Below are 20,847 nucleotides of genomic sequence, written 5' to 3'. Positions count from 1 at the left end.
GCGGGCTCCTGTCAGATGCGGTTGCCGCTGGCGTCAAACCAGAGCGGGTTTTCGGGGCGGATCGAAAGCTGCTCGCCCGGGGCAAGGGTGGTGTGCGGATCGGCAAGGGTGACGATCTCATGCGCGCCCATGGTGAGGTGCAGGCGGGTCTGATCGCCCAGATGTTCCACGCGGCGCACGGTGGCGGGCTGGCCTTCGCCGAGGATGACATGTTCGGGACGCAGGCCGATCTGGGCGGCCCCGGCGGGCGCGGGACCGAAGGCATCGGCGGGCAGAAGGGTGATGCGGGGCTGGCCGAGGCGGCTGGCGACATAGGCGGAGACGGGGTTTTCATAGATCTCGCGCGGGGTGCCGAATTGCACGAGTTTTCCCTGATCCAGCACACCGACATGGGTGGCCATGGTCATCGCCTCGATCTGGTCATGGGTGACATAGAGGAAGGTCGCGCCCAGTTCGGCATGGATGCGCTTGAGTTCCACGCGAAGGTCGGCGCGGAGCTTGGCATCGAGCGAGGAGAGCGGTTCATCCATCAGGTAGATGCGCGGATTGCGCACAAGGGCGCGGCCGATGGAGACGCGCTGCATCTCGCCCCCCGAAAGCTGGGTGGCCTTGTTGTCAAGCTTGTGGGCGATGTGCAGCACCTCGGCCACTTCGGCCACCTTGCGGGTGATCCGGTCCTCGGGCCAGTTCAGCACCGGCGAGCGCAGGGGGAAGGCGAGGTTCTCGCGCACCGTCAGGTGGGGGTAGAGCGAATATTGCTGGAAGACCATCGCCACGTCGCGCTGGGCAGGCGTATCGGCAAGGACGGAGCGGCCGTCGATGGCGATGTCGCCCGCATCGGGCCGGTCGAGGCCCGCGATCAGGCGCAGGGTGGTGGTCTTGCCCGCCCCGGTGGGGCCGAGCAGCACGACGAAGGCCCCGTCGGGGATCGTGAGGCTGACATCGGCAAGGGCGCGGGTCGCGCCGAAGGTCTTGGTCAGGCCGGAGAGGCGGATGTCAGCCATGATGCACCCCCGCATTCGCCGCCGTGCGCAGCGCCCGGCCCGAGCCGCCGTCGAAGACCGACAGGGTGCGGGCGTCGAAATCGAGGCCGACCGTTTCCCCCGGCCGGGCGACCTGCCCCGAGGGGATGCGCGCCTTGACCGGCCCATGGGCGGTGGAAAGCGTCACGATCTGGGTCGTGCCCAGATATTCCGCCGCCTCGACCCGGCCGCGGCAGGCGGCATCGTCGCGGAAGGAGACATGTTCGGGCCGCACGCCCAGAACCAGCGCGCCCCGCGCGCTTTCCTGCAATTCCGGCACCGCGGCGGCGAAGCTGCCCAGATCGAGGCGGGTCGCGCCGGCCTCTGCCACCCCATCGAAGCGCAGGAAGTTCATCGCGGGGCTGCCGATGAAATCGGCCACGAAGAGCGTGGCGGGATGATCGTAGATGTCCTGCGGCGTGCCGAACTGTTCCACGACGCCATGGTTCATCACGACGATCTTGTCGCCCATCTGCATCGCCTCGAGCTGGTCATGGGTGACATAGACGGTGGTGGCCCCCATCCTGTCATGCAGGGCGCGCAGCTCTTCGGCCATGCGTTCGCGGAATTCGGCATCCAGCGCGCCGAGCGGTTCATCCATCATGAAGGCCTTCGGATTGCGCACGATGGCGCGGCCCAGCGCGACGCGCTGCCGGTCGCCGCCGGACAGGCCGCCGACCGGCTTGTCGAGGATCGACTCGATCCCGAGGATGCGGGCCACCTCGGCCACCTTGGCCGCGATCTGCGCCCGGGGCACGCCCTGGCTGACCAGCGGATAGCTGATGTTCTTGCGCACGTTCAGGTGCGGGTAGAGCGCGAACATCTGGAAGACCATGGCGATGTCGCGCTGGCTGGCGGGGCGCTGGCTGACATCCTCGCCGTCGATCAGGATCTGGCCGGAGGTGGGCAGTTCCAGCCCGGCGATCATGCGCAGCGTGGTGGTCTTGCCGCAGCCCGAAGGGCCGAGCAGCATGAAGAATTCGCCGTCGCGGATGGTGAAGCTGGAGCCCTTCACCGCGGTGAAGGCGCCGAATTCCTTGCGCAGGTTGCGGATGACGATTTCGGCCATGGCTATTCCGGGAAATGCGAGACGATGATGAACATCACCGTTCCGGCAAGGGTGACGAGGAAGCTCCAGGTATAGAGCGCCAGCGCAAAGGGCTGCATCAGCATGAAGACGCCCAGCCCGATGAGCAGCGTGGCCAGCAGTTCCCAGGGGCCGCGGCGCAGGCGGAGCAGGCCGGAGAGGAAGCGGGTCATGGCCGACCCCCACGAATTTTCTGCGAAAATTCAGGGGTCGCGGTGCGGGAGGGAGAATGGGGCGTCATTTGCGGACGGCTCCGAAGGTGATCCCGCGCAGGAGGTGTTTGCGCAGAAGGATGGTGAAGATCATCACGGGCAGCAGGAAGATCGTGGCGCCTGCCGCGACGGCGGGCCAGTCCTGCCCGCCCACGCCGATGATCGTGGGGATGAAGGGGGGCGCGGTCTGGGCCGTGCCGGAGGTGAGCAGCACCGCGAAGGCATATTCGTTCCAGGCGAAGATCAGGCAGAAGATCGCGGTGGAGGCGATGCCGGTGGCCGCCTGCGGCAGGACCACCTTCCGGAAGGCCTGAAACCGGGTGTAGCCGTCGATGAGTGCCGCCTCCTCGTATTCGCGGGGGATTTCGTCGATGAAGCCCTTCAGGAGCCAGACGGCAAGGCTGATGTTCACCGCCGTGTAGAGCAGGATCATGCCCAGATGCGTGTCGGACAGGCCCAGTTCGCGATACATGAGGTAGATGGGGATCGCCACCGCGATGGGCGGCATCATGCGCGTGGAGAGGATGAAGAACAGCAGGTCATCCTTCAGCGGCACCTTGAAGCGCGAGAAGGCATAGGCGGCCAGCGTGCCGAGGAAGATCGACAGAAAGGTCGATCCGAAGCCGATGATCACCGAATTGAGGAAGCGTTCGCCAAAGCGCGAGGGGCCGGCGATGACCATGCCGCTTTCGCGGACGATCGCGTCATACCAGGTTTCGGGCGGGGGGAGGTTCTGGAACTCCTCGGCCGCGACGCGGGTGCGGGTGGTGAAAAGGTTCACATAGCCTTCGAGCGAGGGTTCGAAGACGACCTTGGGCGGATAGGAGATGCTGTCCGGGCCGGATTTGAACCCGGTGGAGATGATCCAGAGGAGCGGCAGGAGGGTGATGACCGCATAGAGCGTGACAAGGAGGCCCGCGACGAGTTTGGAGCGGCCCGTGGGTTCGGTGACGGAATAGGCGGTCATCTTTCCTTAACCTTGTTCAGGGCCTTCACATAGATGGAGGCAAGGCCGAAGACCGTCACGAAGAGGATGATGGCATAGGCGGAGGAATAGCCGGTGCGCCATTTCTCGAAGGCTTCGCGTTTCAGGTCGATCGAGGCGAGCAGGGTTTCGTTGCCGGGGCCGCCGCCGGTGAGCAGGACCACCATGTCGAACATCTTGAAGTTCTCGATGCCCCGGAACAGGACGGCGAGCATCAGGAAGGGCAGCACCATGGGGATGGTGATCGTCCAGAACTGCCGCCATTTGGAGGCGCGGTCGATTTCGGCCGCCTCGTAGATGTAATCGGGGATGGAGCGCAGGCCCGCGAGGCAGATGAGCATGACGAAGGGCGTCCACATCCAGGTATCGACGAGGATGATCGACCATTTCGCAAGCCCGCCGGGGCCGAGCATGGAGAAGGAGGAGGCCGGGGTGCCGGTGACGAGTTCAACGACGTAATTCACGAGGCCGATCTGGGGCTGGTAGAGGAAGGTCCAGAAATTGCCCACCACGGCGGGCGAAAGCATCATGGGCAGGACGATCAGCGTCGTCAGCAGATCGTTGCCCTTGAACTTGCGGTTGATGAGCCAGGCGAGGGTGAAGCCGATCAGGACCTGGAAGAAGAGTGTCCAGAACAGGAAATGGGCCGTGGTCTGCATGTTGGCCCAGATGCCGTCATCGGTGAGGATGCGGATGTAGTTGCGCAGGCCGACCCATTCCACCTCTTCGTTGGGGCGGTTGGCGCGGTAGTTGGTGAAGGAGAGGCGCACCGTCCAGATCAGCGGGAAGATGTTGATCGCGAGGAGCAGGAAGATCGTGGGCGCCACGAAGAGCCATGCGATGGCCCGGTCGGACAGGCCGCGGATGCGGCGGGCGAGCGGGTCGGGCGTGGCGCGGGCGGCGGCGGCGATTGGGTCTGTCATGAACTCGATTCCCTGCGGGAGGAGAGGGCCGGGAAGGCCCCCTCACCCTGCCCTCTCCCCCGGGGGGAGAGGGTTGCGTTGCGCTTGGAGTGCACCTTTGAGCCCGGCCCGTGGACCGGGTGCCCTTCCCCTCTCCCCCTGGGGGAGAGGGGTCGGGGGTGAGGGGGCGCGGGTCAGAGCTTGCCTTCGTCCTCGAAGACTTCGGTCCAGTCCGCGATCAGCCCGTCGAGGGCCTCTTGCGCGGTGCCCTGATCGGCCACGACATAGTTGTGCAGCCGTTCCTGCATCGCCAGAAGCAGCGAGGCATAGGCCGGTTCCTGCCAGAAGTCCTGCACCGCGCCCATGGCTTCGAGGAAGTCGCCCGCGAAGGGGGCGGTGTTCACGAAGTTGGGGTCTTCCAGCACGGCCTTGTGGCAGGAATAGCCGCCCATGGACCACCATTTCTTCTGTACGTCGGGCTGGGCGAACCATTTGATATAGGCCAGCGCGCCATCCATGTTGTCGGTGTAGGAGACGACCGAGATGCCCTGACCGCCCAGCGTGGAAGCGGGCTGGTTCTGGGGCGGGTTCACGAAGAAGTCGATCTTGTCGCCCCCGGTGTTCGGATCGGCATAGAGGCCGGGGAAGAAGGCGAACCAGTTCATCGCCATCGCCACCTGGCCCGATTTGAAGGCATCGAGCGACTGTTCCATATAGGCGTTGTCATAGCCCGGAGGCGTGCCGGTCTTGTAGAGTTCCTTGTAGAATTCCAGCGCCTCGACGGCGGCGGGCGAGTTCACGGCGCCTTCCATGTCGTAGCTGCCGGGGGTGTTTTCATATTTGAAGCCCCAGGCATAAAGCGCGCCGGTCGCGCCCATCGTGATGCCCTCGGAGCCGCGTTCGGTGAAGATCGAGGCGCCATAGACGGTCTGGCCGTCGATTTCGCGCCCCTGGAAGAATTGCGCGATTTCGAGGAGTTCCTTCTGGGTCTTGGGTTCGGCAAGGTCGCGGCCGTATTTTTCCTTGAATTCGGCCTGGATCTCGGGACGGGCGAACCAGTCCTTGCGGTAGAACCAGCCGTTCGCATCGCCCATGGCGGGCAGCGCGTAGTAGTTCGGGTCGCCCTTGGGCCAGGTGGAATAGGCATAGACGGTCGCCGGGGCGAAATCGTCCATGCTGATGCCTTCCTTGTCGAAGAAGTCGTTCAGCTTGACGTAATGGCCGTTTTCGGCAGAACCGCCGATCCACTGGCTGTCGCCGATCAGGAGATCGCAGAGCTGGCCGCCGGAATTGAGTTCGTTCAGCATGCGGTCGGCGAAATTGGGCCACGGCACGAATTCGAAATTCATCTTGATGCCGGACTGCGTTTCGAAATCCTTCGACAGTTCGACAAGCGCGTTGGCGGGATCCCATGCCGCCCAGCAGAGGGTCAGTTCACTGGATTGCGCGGATGCCATGCCCGCGACAGAGAGCGCCGCCGCCGAGCAGGCGGCAAGAAGTCTGGCCTTCATCGAAATTCCTCCCGGTTCAGTTGATTGGTTCTTGGCGGGCCCGTTCAGGCAGCTTTCTGCTGCGGGCCTTCTCTGACCTGACGATATGCCTGCTGATCCGAGTCTGTCCACCAATTTATGAGGTACGTTCCTCAAAAATGACAGAAGGTTAGCAAATCATTTAAATACAGGTATTTATCCAATATCAGGCAGCGCGGATATGGCAGTCGTCGGCAGGTTCGGGGGGCAGGTTCTCGCGGATCACCACCTCGATCCGCAACTGTTCCTGCCCTTCGTCGATGGGTTGACGGTCGGCCTTGGCGCGCAGGACGCGCAGGGCCGAGCGGGCCAGATGGCCGGGATTCTGCGCGATGACGGCATCGAGATGCCCTGAGCGAAGGGCGGATCGGCTGTGCGGCGTCAGTTCATGGCCGATGACGACAAAGCGCCCGAGCAGATCCCTGTCGCGCAGCAGTGCGGCCAGCGCGCGGTGGCCCGAACCCAGCAGGTAGATGCCCACCACATCGGGGGTGGCTGCGAGACGGTCGCCGACGATGCGGTGCAGCACATCGGGGGCGCCGTGGGTTTCCAGCGTGGGCATGGCATCGAGATCGGGGAAATCGGCCTGCAGCACCTCGTCAAAGCCGCGGCGGCGTTCGATGCTGTCGCGCAGCAGCATGCTGTCGGCGATCAGCAGGACCCGGCCCTTCAGCCCGCGGCAGAAGCGGCCCATGAGGACGCCCGCCGTGCGGCCCGCGGCATGGCTGTCGATGCCCACGAAATGATCACGCCCCGTATTGGGCAGATCCGAGCCCAGCGCGACAAGGGGGATCCCCCTGCCCCGCAGCGCGCGCACTGCGTCCCGCACGATGGGCGTTTCGGGGGCCATGAGGGCGACGCCCGCGGTATCTTCGGGCTGCAGTCGGGCCAGGCGGGCGGCGAGGATGTGCATGTCTTCGGGCGGATAGCGCAGCAGTTCCAGTTCCGTCCGGCTGGCGGCGGCAAGGGCCGCGGCCTCGGTCAGGGCGGTGGCGAGGGTCTGGACGAACTGGCTGTCGGTATCGGGCAGCAGGGCCACCATGCGGTAGGACCGGCTGCGCGCGAGGTTGGCGGCGGCAAGGTCGCGGACATAGCCCAGGCGATCAATGGCCTGATGGACGGCGAGGATGGTCTTGGGGCGCACGCCGGGGCGCGCGTTCAGGACACGGTCCACCGTGGCGAGGCTGACGCCCGCTTCGCGCGCGATGTCGTTGACGGTGGGACGTGTCATCCTGCGGACCTGCACTGGAACCATTGGCCTGCCTTCTTTATCGGCAGCATCCTGAGGTACGTCAATCAATCCGTTGGGCAATCCGTTGGGCAATCCGTTGGGCAATCCCTTTGGCAATCCCCTTGGCGGGGTCGCGCGCGGCATGCAAAAGGCCCGCCCCCAAGCGCGAGGGGCGGGCCTTCGGGCCGCGCGGGTTGGCGATCAGGCCTGAACGCGCGGGGTGCCGTGGCCGACGAGGCAGACGATGCTTTCGATGCCGGTGGCCGAGATCGGCTTGGGCAAGAAGCCGTTCATGCCTGCGTCAAAGCAGTTGCGGCGCGAGTCGTCGTCGATATGGCGGGTCAGCGCCACGATGGGCACCGTGGCCCCGCGGCGCGAGCTGGTGCGCAGGTTGCGCGTGGCGGCCAGGCCATCCATGCCGGGCATGGACAGATCCATCAGGATAAGCCCGATGTCATCGCTGTCGGCATAGGTGGAGAGGGCCTGATCGCCATCTTCGGCCTCGATCACCTCATAGCCGCGCGCCTCGATCAGGACGCGGGCGACGAGGCGGTTGATCGCGTCATCATCGACAACCAGAATGCGGGGGCGGCCTGCGGGGGCGGGGCGATAAGCTGTCACGTCGTTGATCCTGCTTTGGCTGTCTTGTGCTGTGGGCATGGCACTGGCCTGCAAATGGGGTGGCGGTCTGGTCTGGTCCTGCCCGCCGCGACATCGGGTAAATCCGTGGCCGCGCCGGTCGTTTGACAAAGCTGCGCCCCTGATCCGGGTCTGGCAAGATGGGCAAAGGGCTGGGCCGGGCCGTAGTCGGGCCGTATGACCGTGCCGTTTAGGCCCGTAAACTTTGGTTTATGCCGGGATTTCGCCGGTTTGCGGGGGATCGTTTCGCGGATTCGAAACAGTCCCGCCGCTGGGGCGGGATCGTTTCCGGGATGGGGAAAATGCGGCTGGCGGCGCTATTCGGCGACGGGTGCCCAGAGGACGCTGTCGATTCTGGGGGCGCCGGTGGCGAGCATCACGAGGCGGTCGAATCCCAGCGCGATTCCCGATGCGGGCGGCATCAGGGCGAGGGATGCGAGGAAATCCTCGTCCAGCGGATAGCGTTCGCCATAGACGCGTTCCTTTTCATCCATCTCAAGGCCGAAGCGGCGGCGCTGTTCGGCGGGATTGGTGAGTTCGCCGAAGCCGTTGGCCAGTTCCACCCCGCAGGCATAGAGTTCGAACCGTTCGGCCTCGCGCGGGTCATCGGTGCAGGCGCGGGCAAGGGCCGCCTCGGCGGCGGGATAGCGGTCGAGGATGGTGATGCGACCCTGGCCGAGATGGGGTTCGACATGGGCGACGAGGACCTTGGAGAGAAGATCGGACCATGTGTCATCGGGCGAGAGCGCCATGCCCTGCCCCGCCATCTGCGCGGCGAGCGCGTCGCGGTCGGTGCTGCCATCGGGGTGGATGGTGGCGAGGAGGTCGAGGCTGGCATGGCGGGTGAAGGCTTCGGCGACCGAGAGGCGTTCGGGCGGGGCGAAGGGGTCGCAGGTCCGGTCGCGGAAGCGCAGGAGGGGCGCGCCGGTGGTGGTGGCGGCAAGGCGGAGGAAGGTGACGGTATCCTCCATCAGTGTGCTGTAATCCTCGCCCACGCGATACCATTCCAGCATGGTGAATTCCGGCGAATGCAGCGCGCCCCTTTCGCGGTTGCGCCAGACATGGGCGAAGGCATGGATGCGGGTTTCGCCTGCGGCCAGCAGTTTCTTCATCGCGAATTCGGGGCTGGTATGCAGGTGCATCCGGCGCGATGTGCCGTCATGGGACAGGGCATCGGTGGAGAAGGCGTGCAGATGCGCCTCGTTCCCCGGGGAAACCTGGAGAGCGGCGGGGTCCACCTCGGTGAAGCCGTGGTCATCGAACCAGCGGCGCAGGGCGGACTGGATGCGGTTGCGCGCGAGAAGGAGCGGGCGGCGGTCGGCGTGGCGGGCGGGGTGCCACCAGGCGGTTGCGGCTGTATCGGTCATGTCGGGCAAGGCTCCGGCGCTTTCGGTTTGAGATTTGGCGCGAGATGCGATAGGTGCAGCGCCAATCGCCTGCTGGATTATGCGGGCCTTTCTGAAACCGCAAGGAAACGACCCGTGAAAGTCATCGCCTCTTCCCTTCGCAAGGGCAATGTCGTCGAGATGGACGGCAAGCTGTATGCCGTGCTGAAAGCCGAAAATTTCCACCCCGGCAAGGGCACCCCCACCACCAGCGTCGACATGCGCCGCATCTCGGACGGGGTGAAGGTGTCGGAGCGCTGGCGCACGACCGAGATGGTGGAAAAGGCCACGGTGGACGAGCGGGAATACGACTATCTCTATAGTGACGGCGAGGGCTATCACTTCATGGAGCCCAACACCTATGAGCAGCTGACCGCGACCGAGGATGTCGTGGGCGAGGATGCGGTCTTCCTGACGGAAGGCATCAAGGTTTACCTGCGCACCTTCGAAGGCGTGCCGATCGCGCTGGAACTGCCGCAGAAGGTGGTGGTGGAGATCACCGAGACGGAGCCGGTGGTGAAGGGGCAGACGGCCTCGTCCTCCTACAAGCCCGCGATCTGTTCGAACGGGCTGCGCGTGATGGTGCCGCCGCATATCGGGGCGGGCACGCGGATCGTGATCAACACGGACGACCATTCCTATGTGGAACGCGCGAAGGAGTGATCCTTCACGCCGGACGGGACAAGGGGGGCGCCTTCGGGCGCCCTTTTGCTTTGCGCGCCTCCCTGCAGGTTGAGGGCCTGCCGCTGCGCGGCGTTCCGCCGTGCTGCGGCGCGGCATGGGCACGCAGAAGAAAGTTTCGCGCCTTGAGCAAATGCGCGCCCATGCCGGGAGAATTTCCGGCAGGATGATGCCGAGAGGGAGGATATTCCAGATCACGGCCGAATTTCAGGAACCGAAACATCCCGTGATGGGGTAACCTGTAGAGGAATCGACTCGGAGGAGTGCTGCCCATGCCCAAGACCCAGACGATTGCCCGCCCCAGCGTCCAGCGCCCGGCAAGAGCGGGGCAGATGGGGGCGATTGCCCTGTTCCTGATGGCCTATCTGGCGATCCTTGCCGTGATGTTCGCGCCGGAGGGCTATTTCATCACCGAAGCCGTCCCGGCCGTGGCGGAGTAAGCGCCGCCCCTGCCCTGCCTTGCTGTCCGTGACCCCATTCTGAAACATCGCAGACACGATCCGCCGCCCGTCGACCGGGCGGCGGCCGCTTCGGCTTGCCGCCCTGCCGGGCCTGTTCTAATCAGGACAGGATAGAAGAAGGCGGACCATGCGTATCCTGATCACCAATGACGACGGCATCAACGCCCCCGGGCTTGAGGTTCTGACCGAGATCGCTGCGGCGATTGCCGGGCCGGAGGGCGAGGTCTGGACCGTGGCCCCCGCCTTCGAGCAATCGGGCGTGGGGCATTGCATCAGCTATACCCATCCGATGATGATCGCCAAGCTTGCCCCCCGCCGCTTTGCCGCCGAGGGCAGCCCCGCGGATTGCGTGCTGGCGGGGATCTATGACGTTTTGCAGGGGGCGCGGCCCGACCTTGTGCTTTCCGGCGTGAACCGGGGGAACAATTCGGCCGAGAACGTGCTGTATTCCGGCACGATCGGGGGCGCGATGGAGGCGGCGCTGCAGGGCATCCCGGCCATCGCGCTGTCGCAGTTCTTTGGCCCCGAGATGGACGGGCTGGCCGACCCCTTCGAGGCGGCGCGGCAGCATGGGCCGGGCGTGGTAAAAGCGCTGCTGGAGCGCGGCATCTGGACGAATGACGATTACCGGGTGTTCTATAACGTGAACTTCCCGCCTTTGCCCGCCGCGCGGGTGAAGGGGGTGAAGGTGGCGGCGCAGGGCTTCCGGCGCGACACCTCGTTCAGTGCCGAGGCGCAGCTTTCGCCCACGGGGCGGCGCTATCTGTGGATCAAGGGCGGGCCGCAGCAGACGCCCACCCTGCCCGGAACGGATGCGGCGGTGAACCTGCAGGGGCATGTCTCTGTCACGCCGATGCGGGCGGATCTGACGGCGCATGACCTGCTGGCCGAGCTTGAGGCGCGGCTGGCATGACAGGGGGCGCGGACTTCGACGAGGACGGGTCCGCTGCCGAACGGAAGATGCGGTTTCTCTATGCGTTGCGATCCCGCGGGGTGACGGACAGCCGCGTGCTTTCGGCGATGGAGGTGATCGACCGGGGGCATTTCGTGCGCGGGCTGTTCGCGGAACGCGCCTATGAGGACATGCCGCTGCCCATCGCCTGCGGCCAGACGATCAGCCAGCCCAGCATCGTGGGGATCATGACACAGGCCCTGGCCGTGCAGCCGCGCGACAAGGTGCTGGAGGTGGGCACGGGGTCGGGCTATCAGGCCGCGATCCTGAGCCAGCTTGCCCGCCGCGTCTATACGGTGGACCGGCACCGGCGGCTGGTGCGCGAGGCGGATGCGCTGTTCCGGGCGCTGGATCTGACGAATATCACGGCCATCACCGGGGATGGCAGTTTCGGCCTGCCAGACCAGGCGCCCTTTGATCGCATCATCGTGACGGCGGCCGCGGAAGACCCCCCAGGCCCCCTATTGGCGCAACTGAAAACCGGCGGTATCATGGTGCTGCCCGTCGGGCAGTCGGATACGGTGCAGAGCCTGATCAAGGTGACGCGGACCGAGCGCGGATTTGACTATGACGAACTTCGGCCGGTGCGCTTTGTGCCGCTGGTGGAAGGGATCGGAACGGAATGAACGGAATGGCTTCGGGGTTTCAACCCGGACCGACGGCAGAGAGGCAGACAATGACCTTCGCACCCCTGACGCTGCGCGCCCTTGGCCTGACTTCGGCCCTGGTGGCGCTTTCGGCCTGCACCGGCGGGCAGCCGGGCATGCTGTCCGATCTGGACTGGGATTTCCGGGGCGGAAGTGCCCTGGACACGACCGATGCCGCAAGGCAGGCCACGGCGGCGCGGCCGATGCCGGATGCGAACGGGCTGATCAGCTATCCGGGCTATCAGGTGGCGGTGGCGCGGCGCGGCGATACCGTGGGCAGCGTGGCGGCGCGGGTGGGCATCAATCCGGCGGAACTGGCTGGCTACAACGCGATCCAGCCCAACGCGCCCCTGCGCGAGGGCGAGGTTCTGGCCCTGCCCCGGCGCGTGGCCTCGACCGGGCCGGGCACGGCCGTGGCTGCGGGCGGTGTGATCGGCAGCGGCAATGTGGCGGCGGCCCCGCTGCCTTCGGCCGGGGGCGGCGCGGTCAGCGTGACCAGCATCGCCACCACGGCGCTGGATCGGGTGGACAGCGGCACGGCCACCCCGGCGGCGAGCGCCCGCCCCGATGACAGCGCGCTGGGGGCCATGGCCCCGACGCGGCATCAGGTGAAGCGGGGCGAGACGGCGTTTTCGATCGCACGGATGTACAATGTCTCGGCCCGGGCGCTGGCGGACTGGAACGGGCTGGGCGCCGATCTGGAAGTGCGCGAGGGGCAATATCTGATGATCCCGACGCCGTCGGGCGCGCCGCCGGAGAAGCCCGTCGAGGTGGTGACGGCACCGGGGGCTGGTTCGCCCACGCCCGAGCCGCCCTCGGCCGCGAAGCCCCTGCCGGATGAAGAGACGAAGCCCGCGGCACAGGCGGCGAAGGACAAGCCCGCCTCGCCCGATCTGGGGCAGCAGCGGACGGCCGCCTCGGCGGCGCAATTCGCCATGCCCGCCAGCGGCAGCATCATCCGCGGCTATGCCCCGCCCAAGAACGAGGGCATCGACATCGGTGCCCCGGCGGGCGCGCCGGTGATGGCGGCGGCGGCGGGGACGGTGGCCGCGATCACCCAGGACACGGCGCAGACGCCGATCATCGTGATCCGCCATGAGGGCGGGTTGCTGACGGTCTATGCCGGGGTGGCGGGGATCACGGTGAAGAAGGGCGACAAGGTGACAAAGGGCCAGACCATCGCGAATGTGCGGTCCGGCAACCCGTCCTTCCTGCATTTCGAAGTGCGGCGCGGCGCGGCCAGCACGGACCCGATGCCCTTCCTGAAGTGAGGCGGGGCCAGGTCAGCCGATCCGCTGGACCAGCACCTTGTCGATGCGGCGGTCGTCGAGGTCGATCACCTCGAACCGCCAGCCTTCGGTGGATTTCGCCTCGCCCAGGGCGGGCAGGCGCCCGAAGAGGTTGAGAACCAGCCCCGCCACGGTTTCATAGCCCCCTGCCGTGTCGCGCGGAATGCCGATGCGGTCGCAGAATTCGTCGGCGGGCATCCAGCCGGAAACGAGAAGGCTGCCATCCGCGCGTTCGACGAGGGCGGGTTCGGCCTCGGTCTGGATGGCGACGGTGCCGGTGATCGCCTCGAGGATGTCGCCCGAGGTGATGATGCCTTCGAAATTGCCGTATTCGTCATAGACGAGGGCAAGGTGATGGGCGGAGCCTTGCAATATGTCCATCACCGCGATGGCATCGGCCATGTCCGACACGACCGGAACTTCGCGCAGGAGGCGGGCGGGATCGAGCGATTGCTTGCGCGAGAGGGCATCGAACGCCTCGGACAGCAGGATGATGCCCAGAACCTCGCCCGTGTCGGGGTTCTGGACGGGCATGCGGGGGCGGGCGATGCGGCGGATGGCGGCGATGGTTTCGGCGGGCGAGGCGGTGATGTCGAGCATCTGCACCTCATGCCGCGGGGTCATCAGGGCCCGGGCGGACCGGTCGGCAAGGCGCATGACGCCGGCGAGCATCTCGCGTTCCTCGGGTTCGATGATGCCTTCATGGTGCGCTTCGGTCAGGAGGGAGTGGACCTCCTCTTCGGTCACGCGGGCGCCCTTGTCGCCGGTCGCGCCGATGAGCCAGAGCAGCGCCTTGCCGGACCGGTCGAGGAACCAGACGACGGGGGCGGCGATGAGGGAGAGCAGGCGCATGGCCGGGGCGACGCGGATCGCCACGGCCTCGGGGTTGCGAAGCGCCAGTTGCTTGGGGACGAGTTCCCCCACGATGAGCGAGAGATAGGTCAGCAGGATGACGACACCGCCCACGCCAAGCGTGGCGGCAAGGTCGGGATCGACCCCCTGCCCCGCCAGCCAGCGCGACAGGCGCGCGCCCAGCGTGGCCCCGGAAAAGGCCCCCGACAGCACGCCCACGGCGGTGATGCCGATCTGCACGGTCGACAGGAAGCGGCCCGGATCTTCGGCAAGGCGCAGGGCAATGGCCGCGCCGCGCGACTTGCCCTCAAGCGGTTTGAGGCGGGCCGGGCGGGCCGAGACGATGGCGAGTTCGGACATCGCCAGAACCCCGTTCAGAACGATGAGGCCAAGGACGATGAGGATTTCGGAAAGCATGCTGTCCTGAACGGAACGGGGAAAGCCGGGAAGGTAGGTGCCCGGCCTGCCCGGCGCAAGGGCCGTCAGGCGATGCGATGGCCTTCGCGGGCGGCAAGGTCACAGAAGAACTGCCAGGCCACCCGGCCCGAGCGCCCCCCGCGCGTGGCCTGCCATTCGATCGCCTCGGCGCGGAGGCGGTCTTCGGCGACGGTCAGGCCATGCGCCGCGCAATAGCCGCGGATCATGTCGAGGTAATCGTCCTGCGAACAGGGATGGAAGCCCAGCCAGAGACCGAAACGGTCGGAGAGCGAGACCTTTTCCTCGACCGCTTCGGAAGGGTTGATCGCGCTGGAGCGTTCATTTTCGATCATGTCGCGGGGCATGAGGTGGCGGCGGTTCGAGGTGGCGTAGAACAGCACATTCTCGGGCCGGCCTTCGATGCCGCCATCCAGCACGGCCTTGAGCGATTTGTAATGCTGATCGTCATGGCTGAAGGAGAGATCGTCGCAGAAGAGGATGAAGCGCAGATGCGGGGCGGCGCGCAGGTGCTGCAGCAGACGGCCGACAGAGGGCAGATCCTCGCGGCTGAGTTCGACGATCTTCAGATCATGCCCTTCGGCGCGGATCGCGGCATGCACCGCCTTGACGAGCGAGGATTTCCCCATGCCACGCGCGCCCCAGAGCAGCGCGTTGTTGGCAGGCAGGCCCCGGGCAAAGTGGCGGGTATTTTCCACCAGCGTGTCGCGCGAGCGGTTCACGCCCACCAGAAGGCCGATATCCACCCGCGAGACCCGGGTGACGGGTTCAAGGCGATCGGGATCGGTATGCCAGGCAAAGGCCTCGGCCGAGAAATCCGGGGCGGGCATCGGGGCCGGGGCCATCCGCTCCAGCGCGGCGGCGATGCGGGCGAGAAGGTCTTCGGTCATGCCTTGGTCGCGGGTTCGGTTTCGTCTGTTTCCTCATCCTCGTCGATCCAGGTGCCATCGGCGCGCATCCGCGCCTCGCGCTGGCGTTCGATGCGGCGGATCAGGAGGATGGACACTTCGTAAAGCGGGTAGATCGCCCCGAACATGATGAGTTGCGACATGACGTCGGGCGGGGTGACAAGGGCCGCGACGACAAGGATGAGGACGATGGCATAGCGGCGCATGGCCGCCAGCCCGCGCGAGGTGACAAGCCCTGCCTTGCCCATCAGCGTGAGAAGGACCGGAAGCTGGAAGCAGAGGCCGAAGGCCAGCACGAAGCTTGTGGTCAGCGAGAGATACTGTTCCATCGAGCCCTGGAAGACGATGCCCGCAGGCGCATCCTCGCCCACCACGCCCGAGGCGGCATCGCCCCCGAAATTCTGCTGGAAGTTCAGGAAGAAATTGAAGGCGATGGGAAGAACGACGTAATAGGCGAAGGCCGCGCCGATGAAGAACATGATCGGAGAGGCAAGAAGGAAGGGCAGGAAGGCCTGCTTTTCGGACCGGTAAAGACCGGGCGCGACAAAGCGCCAGAGCTGGAAGGCGATGATCGGGAAGGACAGGGCAAAGCCGCCTAGGACCGAGATCTTGACCGCGACGAAGAAGCCTTCCTGCAGCTTGATCAGCACCAGCCCGCAATCCTGCTGGCGTTCGGCCAGCGCATCGCAGATCGGATGGGTCAGGAAGTTGAAGATCGGGTTCCAGACGGTGAAGCACAGCACCATCGCCACGATGAAGGCCGCAAGCGAATAGAGGATCCGGTTGCGAAGTTCCGCGAGGTGTTCGATCAGCGGGGCGGAGCTGTCGTCGATATCGTCCTGTCCGGCGCTCATGCGGGCTTGTCCTCGGATTTGCGGGCCCGGGGGGCCTTGGCGGGCTTTGCCTCTGGCGCAGCGGCCGCCTTGGGCGTTGCGGCCTTGGCTGCGGGCGCCTTGCGCGGGGCCTTGGCCGGGGGCGCCGCCGGGGCGGCGGCGGGCGCGGCTTCACCGGCATCGACGGCGCGCAGTCTGGCCGCGGCCTCTTTCGCGATGGCGGCTTTCTGCGCCTGCTTTTCGGCAAGCGCCCGGGTGGCGGGGCCGGGTTGCGGGGCGGGGGCCGGGGCCGGGGTTGCGGGCGCGGCAGGCGCGGCCACCGGTGCGGCGGCAGCCGGGGTGACGGCTGGCGTTGCCGGGGTTACCGGGGGCACGCGGGCGGGCGGCGGGCTGGTGGGTTTGGCCGCGTTCTTCAGCGGATCCCATTTCTCGAACTTGTCGGCGGCACTTTTCACCGCATCCAGGCCCATCGCCTTGGGCGAGGTCACCTTGCGCAGATCCTTTGCCACGTCATCGACGCCGGATTCCTTGGCCGCCTGTTCCATGGCCCGCGAAAACTCGCGCGCCATGGAGCGCGCCTTGGCGGTGAAGCGGCCAAGGGTGCGGAACATTTCGGGCAAGTCCTTGGGGCCGATGACGATCAGCGCCACCACCCCGATGACGAGCAGTTCCGCCCATCCGAAATCCATGCCTGTCTCTCCGTCCTGTCAGGGCCTGCAGTGAAGGGCCGGGTTCAGGCCTTGTCCTTGTCGGCGGCGGCGGGCGTCACGTCGCGTGCGACCTCGGCGCTTTCATTCTCAAGCTCGGCCTTGCCGTCGTTCACGCCCTTCTTGAAGGCGGTGATGCCTTTGCCCACCTCGCCCATCAGCGACGAGACCTTGCCGCGCCCGAACAGCACAAGCACGACGATCGCGATCAGGATCAGGCCCATCGGGCCGATATTGTTGAACATGGTCAGCTCCATCCGTAGGGGCCCGTGGCGGGCCCGATCCCCGTTCTGAGGGTGATGTTTAGGCCCGCTTTCCGCGCGCTTCAAAGGGGAATGGGGTTTCGCCGCGGTTCAACTGACAGTATTTTGTCAGTAGCAGCCTGCGGAAGGACCAGATGAAACGCGATGACCGTCTTTACGATCTGATCCAGATCATGCGCGACGGGCGGCTGCATACGGCCGCGGAACTGGCGGCGGCGGTGGGGGTCTCCACCCGCACGATCTGGCGCGACATGGCGGTGATGGCGCGAACCGGCCTGCCGGTGGAGGGGGAGCGGGGGCTGGGATATATCCTGCGCTCGCCCCTGATGCTGCCGCCCACGCTGCTGACGGTGGATGAGCTGGAGGCGCTGGTGGAAGGGCTGCGCCATGTGGCCGAGGACGAGGCCAATCCCCGCGCCCGGGCGGCGCGGATGCTCTTGGGCAAGGTGGCCACGCTGATGCCGCAGGCGGGGATCGAGACGGCGGGGTGAAGGCTGCTGACAGGGGATGTCGGTTGGGGTCTGGCAAAAGGGGGCATCGGAGCCTTGAGAGGAGAGACCCATGCGCCGGAGACTGACCGTTTCGCTGATTGCCGCCCTGACGGTGCTGCCGCTGCCCGCCCCTGCCGATGGCGGGCGCGGGGGCGTTGCGCCCTGTGTGGAGGTCGTGACCTTTCGTCTTGTGGCAGGCAGCGAGCCTGCGGCATTTCTGGAGGCGGCGCGCGCGACCGAGGCGCCCTTGCGAGGGCAGCCCGGTTTCCTGCGGCGGCGGCTGGTGCTGGGGGCGGATGGGCAATGGACCGACTGGGTGGAATGGCGCGATGCGGCCAGCGCGCAGGCGGCGGCCGCGGCGATGATGGAGGTCCCCGCCTTTGGCCCCTTCATGGCGATGATCGACGGTTCCAGCGTTGTGATGCGCCACGAGGCGCTGGCCTTCGCGATGGATTGACGGGCGCGCCCTGCCCCGCCACGCTTTGCCCATGCGCCGCACAGACCGCCTGTTCGACCTGATCCAGATCCTGCGCGACGGGCGGTTGCACACCGCCCGCGACATGGCCGGGCGGCTGGAGGTTTCCACCCGCACGCTGTGGCGGGACATGGCGACGCTGATCGCCGGGGGCCTGCCGGTGGAGGGTGAGCGGGGCGTGGGTTACATCCTGCGCGAGCCGATCACCTTACCTCCGCTGACGCTGACGGAAGAGGAGACGGAGGCGCTGATCCTGGCATTGCGGTTGCTGGCTGAGGGTGCGGATCCGGGGATGGCCGGGGCGGTGGAGCGGCTGTCGGGCAAGATCATGGCGGTGCTGCCCGCATCGCGGGCGACGCGGGCGGAGCCGCCGGTCTGGATCTTTCCGGGCGAGGAGGCGCTGGCCGCAGCCCGGCATCTGCCGGACCTGCGGCGCGCGATACGGCTGGGGGCTGTGATGGAGCTGGCCTATGCGGATGGCGAGGGGCGAAAGTCCCGTCGGGAGGTGCGGCCGCTTGTCCTGGAGTTCTGGGGGCGGGTCTGGACGCTGGCCGCATGGTGCGAGACGCGGGGGGATTTCCGCAGTTTCCGGGTGGACCGGATTGCCAGCCTGCACGACACGGGGCGTGTTCAGGCACCTGAGGCAGGGCGCGATCTGGCGGCGTGGCGGGCGCGGATGGGGATCAGCGGCTGACAGGGAAGACGAAGCAGCGGTCGCGCCGGATCATCAGCCAGAGCGCGGTGCCCGGTTTGGGCAGGAAGACGCCCGGCACGCTGGCGGTAAGGATGGAGCCGTCATGCTCCATCCGGAAATCCACCAGCGATTCCCGGCCCAGATAGCGCGCGCGCTGGATCACGCCGCGCGCGGGGGTGCCGTCCTGGGCGGTTGGATTGGGGCCGCGCCCGCCGCGATCGAAATCGATCTTGAGGTGCTGGGGGCGGATGACGATCTCCACCTCGGCCCCGTCGGCATGGCCGGGGGTGAGGAAGGCACCGAAGGGCGTATCGGTCAGCGCCCCGCGCGAGGTGCCGCGGATCACGTTGATGTCCGAGAAGAAGGCGGCGGCGGCCTTGTCCACGGGGGCGTTGTAGATGTTGTAGGGCGCGCCGCGCTGCACGATGCGGCCGCCGCGCATCAGCGCGATCTCGTCGGCCATGCGCATCGCCTCGTCCGGTTCATGGGTGACGAGGAGGACGGCGGTGCCTTCCTCCTTCAGCAGGTCCAGCGTGGCATCGCGGATGCCGTCGCGCAGGCGGTTGTCGAGGCCGGAGAAGGGTTCGTCCATCAGCATGACCCTGGGGCGCGGGGCCAAAGCGCGGGCAAGGGCCACGCGCTGCTGTTCGCCGCCCGAAAGCTGATGCGGATGCTTGGGGCCATAGCCGGTGAGGTTCACCCGTTCGAGCAGTTCCTCCACCCGCCGCGCCTGCAGCGCCCTGTCGCGCGGCAGGCCGAAGGCCACATTCTGCGCCACGGTCAGATGCGGAAAGAGCGCGAAATCCTGGAACATGAGTCCGACCGAGCGCGCCTCGGGCGGGCGCGTCGGGCCATCGCCGCAGACGGGCTGGCCGTCGATGCGGATGATGCCGGCATCGGGCTGCTCCACGCCCGCGATCATGCGCAGCGTCGTCGATTTGCCACAGCCCGACGGGCCGAGCAGGCAGGTCACCTGCCCCGCCGCGACGCTGAGCGACACGTCGTCCACCACCGGCCTGCCGCCGAAGGCGCGGGTCAGGTTGCAGATCTCGAGGCGCGGGGGGGAGGGGTCGGGCATTCTATTCCTAGGGAATTGATCGGAATTCTGCCTATCAGCCGGGACAGGACAGGGCAAGCCGGAGGCACCATGTCCTGCGGCCTGCCGGGGCGTGAAAATTTTTCTCCGAAAAATTTTCGGCCCGCGCTGGCGCGGGCCTTCTCGGGGCGGGCTGGCGGGGGCACGGCCCCCGCCGGAAAATTTTTCGACGAAAAATTTTCGCCCTGTCAGAGGGTCGCGAGGGTCTGGCCACCATCGAGCAGGATGTTCTGCCCGACGATGAAGCCCGCCTTCTGCGAGCAGAGAAAGGCGCAGGCCGCGCCGAATTCGGCCGGGTCGCCGTAGCGGCGGGCGGGGATCGTGGCTTCGCGCCGGGCGCGGGCCTCTTCCATGCCGATGCCTTCGGCCTTCATCACGCCCTGGTCGAGCGAGGTGGCGCGATCCGTGGCATGGATGCCGGGCAGAAGGTTGTTGATCGTCACGCCGAAGGGCGCGACCTGGCGCGAGGTGCCCGCGACATAGCCCGTCAGCCCCGCCCGGGCGGAATTCGACAGGCCCAGCACGGCGATCGGCGCCTTCACCGATTGCGAGGTGATGTTGACCACGCGGCCCCATTTCCGCTCGATCATCCCCGGCAGCAGCGCCTTCATCAGGGCGATGGGCGTGAGCATGTTGGCATCCAGCGCGCGGATGAAATCGTCACGGGTCCAGTCCGACCACATGCCAGGCGGCGGGCCGCCGGCATTGGTGACGAGGATATCCACCGCGCCCGCGGCCTGCAGCACGCGGTCGCGCCCCTCATCGGTGGTGATGTCGGCGGCGATGGCGGTGACATTGACGTTGTGGCGGGCGCGGATGGCGGCGGCCGTGGCCTCCAGCGCTTCGGCCCCGCGGGCGTTCAGGACCAGGTCAACCCCCGCTTCGGCCAGCGCCTCGGCGCAGCCCTTGCCGAGCCCCTTGGACGAGGCACAGACCAATGCGCGTTTTCCCCGGATGCCCAGATCCATGTCGATCTCCCCTGTTTTCCTGTTGTGAACCATGCCTAGCGCCCCGGGCGCGGGGCGGCAAGGGTGGCGGCTGCACGCGGGCCGCTGCGGCCCAGTGGACGCG

At 66.8% G+C, this 20,847-nt stretch carries 24 protein-coding genes; 8 read left to right on the top strand and 16 right to left on the bottom strand.

Annotation, left to right across the window (positions count from 1 at the left end):
- Positions 1-11 precede the first annotated feature (11 nt).
- The 9 genes from G5V65_RS17080 to epmA all read right to left on the bottom strand — a co-directional run bounded on the left by G5V65_RS17080 (position 12) and on the right by epmA (position 8,974).
- Positions 12-1,004, bottom strand: a complete 993-nt coding sequence (locus G5V65_RS17080) for an ABC transporter ATP-binding protein (protein ID WP_165052449.1) — start codon at positions 1,002-1,004, stop codon at positions 12-14.
- Positions 997-2,091: an ABC transporter ATP-binding protein gene (locus G5V65_RS17075; protein ID WP_165052446.1), complete on the bottom strand. Its 1,095-nt coding sequence runs from the start codon at positions 2,089-2,091 to the stop codon at positions 997-999. The genes G5V65_RS17080 and G5V65_RS17075 overlap by 8 nt, the downstream gene beginning before the upstream one ends.
- 2 nt (positions 2,092-2,093) lie before the next feature.
- A complete protein-coding gene (locus G5V65_RS17070) occupies positions 2,094-2,282 on the bottom strand; it encodes a hypothetical protein (protein ID WP_165052444.1) in 189 nt (62 codons plus the stop codon).
- A 64-nt stretch (positions 2,283-2,346) separates the two neighbouring features.
- Positions 2,347-3,288: a carbohydrate ABC transporter permease gene (locus G5V65_RS17065; protein ID WP_165052442.1), complete on the bottom strand. Its 942-nt coding sequence runs from the start codon at positions 3,286-3,288 to the stop codon at positions 2,347-2,349.
- Positions 3,285-4,229 (bottom strand): carbohydrate ABC transporter permease, encoded by a 945-nt coding sequence (locus G5V65_RS17060; RefSeq protein ID WP_165052440.1) that lies wholly within the window; start codon positions 4,227-4,229, stop codon positions 3,285-3,287. The genes G5V65_RS17065 and G5V65_RS17060 overlap by 4 nt, the downstream gene beginning before the upstream one ends.
- Positions 4,230-4,402: 173 nt before the next feature.
- Positions 4,403-5,719, bottom strand: coding sequence for an ABC transporter substrate-binding protein (locus G5V65_RS17055; RefSeq protein ID WP_165052438.1), 1,317 nt, complete (start codon positions 5,717-5,719; stop codon positions 4,403-4,405).
- Positions 5,720-5,903: 184 nt separating this feature from the next.
- The gene (locus G5V65_RS17050; protein ID WP_165052435.1) at positions 5,904-6,968 is read right to left on the bottom strand and encodes a LacI family DNA-binding transcriptional regulator; all 1,065 of its coding nucleotides are present in this window, start codon (positions 6,966-6,968) and stop codon (positions 5,904-5,906) included.
- Between the two features lie 201 nt (positions 6,969-7,169).
- Complete coding sequence (locus G5V65_RS17045) at positions 7,170-7,589, bottom strand: response regulator (RefSeq protein ID WP_165052433.1); 420 nt, start codon at positions 7,587-7,589, stop codon at positions 7,170-7,172.
- A gap of 335 nt (positions 7,590-7,924) precedes the next feature.
- The gene (gene epmA, locus G5V65_RS17040) at positions 7,925-8,974 is read right to left on the bottom strand and encodes an EF-P lysine aminoacylase EpmA (protein ID WP_165052431.1); all 1,050 of its coding nucleotides are present in this window, start codon (positions 8,972-8,974) and stop codon (positions 7,925-7,927) included.
- Positions 8,975-9,088: 114 nt separating this feature from the next.
- On the opposite strand from epmA, the gene efp reads away from it, so the two are divergent.
- The 5 genes from efp to G5V65_RS17015 all read left to right on the top strand — a co-directional run bounded on the left by efp (position 9,089) and on the right by G5V65_RS17015 (position 13,004).
- Positions 9,089-9,655: an elongation factor P gene (efp, locus tag G5V65_RS17035; protein ID WP_165052429.1), complete on the top strand. Its 567-nt coding sequence runs from the start codon at positions 9,089-9,091 to the stop codon at positions 9,653-9,655.
- A 290-nt stretch (positions 9,656-9,945) separates the two neighbouring features.
- On the top strand, positions 9,946-10,113 hold the full coding sequence (locus G5V65_RS17030; protein WP_165052427.1) for a hypothetical protein: 168 nt from the start codon (positions 9,946-9,948) through the stop codon (positions 10,111-10,113).
- 148 nt (positions 10,114-10,261) lie between these two features.
- Positions 10,262-11,047, top strand: a complete 786-nt coding sequence (gene surE, locus G5V65_RS17025) for a 5'/3'-nucleotidase SurE (protein WP_165052424.1) — start codon at positions 10,262-10,264, stop codon at positions 11,045-11,047.
- Entirely contained in the window at positions 11,044-11,712 is a 669-nt protein-coding gene (locus G5V65_RS17020) for a protein-L-isoaspartate(D-aspartate) O-methyltransferase (protein WP_165052422.1), read from the top strand. Before surE ends, G5V65_RS17020 begins: the two co-directional genes overlap by 4 nt.
- A gap of 50 nt (positions 11,713-11,762) precedes the next feature.
- Complete coding sequence (locus G5V65_RS17015) at positions 11,763-13,004, top strand: peptidoglycan DD-metalloendopeptidase family protein (protein ID WP_165052421.1); 1,242 nt, start codon at positions 11,763-11,765, stop codon at positions 13,002-13,004.
- A 12-nt stretch (positions 13,005-13,016) separates the two neighbouring features.
- On the opposite strand, the gene G5V65_RS17010 is transcribed toward G5V65_RS17015, so the two are convergent.
- The 5 genes from G5V65_RS17010 to G5V65_RS16990 all read right to left on the bottom strand — a co-directional run bounded on the left by G5V65_RS17010 (position 13,017) and on the right by G5V65_RS16990 (position 17,002).
- Positions 13,017-14,291: a hemolysin family protein gene (locus G5V65_RS17010; RefSeq protein WP_165052419.1), complete on the bottom strand. Its 1,275-nt coding sequence runs from the start codon at positions 14,289-14,291 to the stop codon at positions 13,017-13,019.
- 65 nt (positions 14,292-14,356) lie between these two features.
- Positions 14,357-15,199, bottom strand: coding sequence for an ATP-binding protein (locus G5V65_RS17005; protein WP_165052417.1), 843 nt, complete (start codon positions 15,197-15,199; stop codon positions 14,357-14,359).
- Entirely contained in the window at positions 15,196-16,071 is an 876-nt protein-coding gene (gene tatC / locus G5V65_RS17000; protein WP_165052415.1) for a twin-arginine translocase subunit TatC, read from the bottom strand. Before tatC ends, G5V65_RS17005 begins: the two co-directional genes overlap by 4 nt.
- Entirely contained in the window at positions 16,068-16,739 is a 672-nt protein-coding gene (tatB, locus tag G5V65_RS16995; protein WP_165052413.1) for a Sec-independent protein translocase protein TatB, read from the bottom strand. Before tatB ends, tatC begins: the two co-directional genes overlap by 4 nt.
- Positions 16,740-16,783: 44 nt before the next feature.
- Positions 16,784-17,002, bottom strand: a complete 219-nt coding sequence (locus G5V65_RS16990) for a twin-arginine translocase TatA/TatE family subunit (RefSeq protein WP_165052411.1) — start codon at positions 17,000-17,002, stop codon at positions 16,784-16,786.
- Positions 17,003-17,154: 152 nt separating this feature from the next.
- Between G5V65_RS16990 and G5V65_RS16985 the strand changes: the two genes are divergently transcribed.
- From G5V65_RS16985 to G5V65_RS16975, 3 genes are all read left to right on the top strand, one after another.
- Entirely contained in the window at positions 17,155-17,511 is a 357-nt protein-coding gene (locus G5V65_RS16985) for a helix-turn-helix transcriptional regulator (protein WP_165052409.1), read from the top strand.
- 70 nt (positions 17,512-17,581) lie between these two features.
- The gene (locus G5V65_RS16980; RefSeq protein WP_165052408.1) at positions 17,582-17,968 is read left to right on the top strand and encodes a hypothetical protein; all 387 of its coding nucleotides are present in this window, start codon (positions 17,582-17,584) and stop codon (positions 17,966-17,968) included.
- Between the two features lie 31 nt (positions 17,969-17,999).
- Positions 18,000-18,680: a helix-turn-helix transcriptional regulator gene (locus tag G5V65_RS16975; protein WP_165052406.1), complete on the top strand. Its 681-nt coding sequence runs from the start codon at positions 18,000-18,002 to the stop codon at positions 18,678-18,680.
- Here G5V65_RS16975 and G5V65_RS16970 read toward each other — a convergent pair.
- A complete protein-coding gene (locus tag G5V65_RS16970) occupies positions 18,670-19,758 on the bottom strand; it encodes an ABC transporter ATP-binding protein (RefSeq protein WP_165052404.1) in 1,089 nt (362 codons plus the stop codon). The genes G5V65_RS16975 and G5V65_RS16970 overlap by 11 nt on opposite strands.
- Positions 19,759-19,964: 206 nt before the next feature.
- Positions 19,965-20,744: an SDR family oxidoreductase gene (locus G5V65_RS16965; RefSeq protein ID WP_165052402.1), complete on the bottom strand. Its 780-nt coding sequence runs from the start codon at positions 20,742-20,744 to the stop codon at positions 19,965-19,967.
- Positions 20,745-20,847 lie beyond the last annotated feature (103 nt).

Origin of the sequence: Paragemmobacter kunshanensis (assembly GCF_011059185.1) — a bacterium.
GTDB lineage: Bacteria > Pseudomonadota > Alphaproteobacteria > Rhodobacterales > Rhodobacteraceae > Paragemmobacter > Paragemmobacter kunshanensis.
This window is presented reverse-complemented; position numbering and strand designations above follow the sequence as displayed.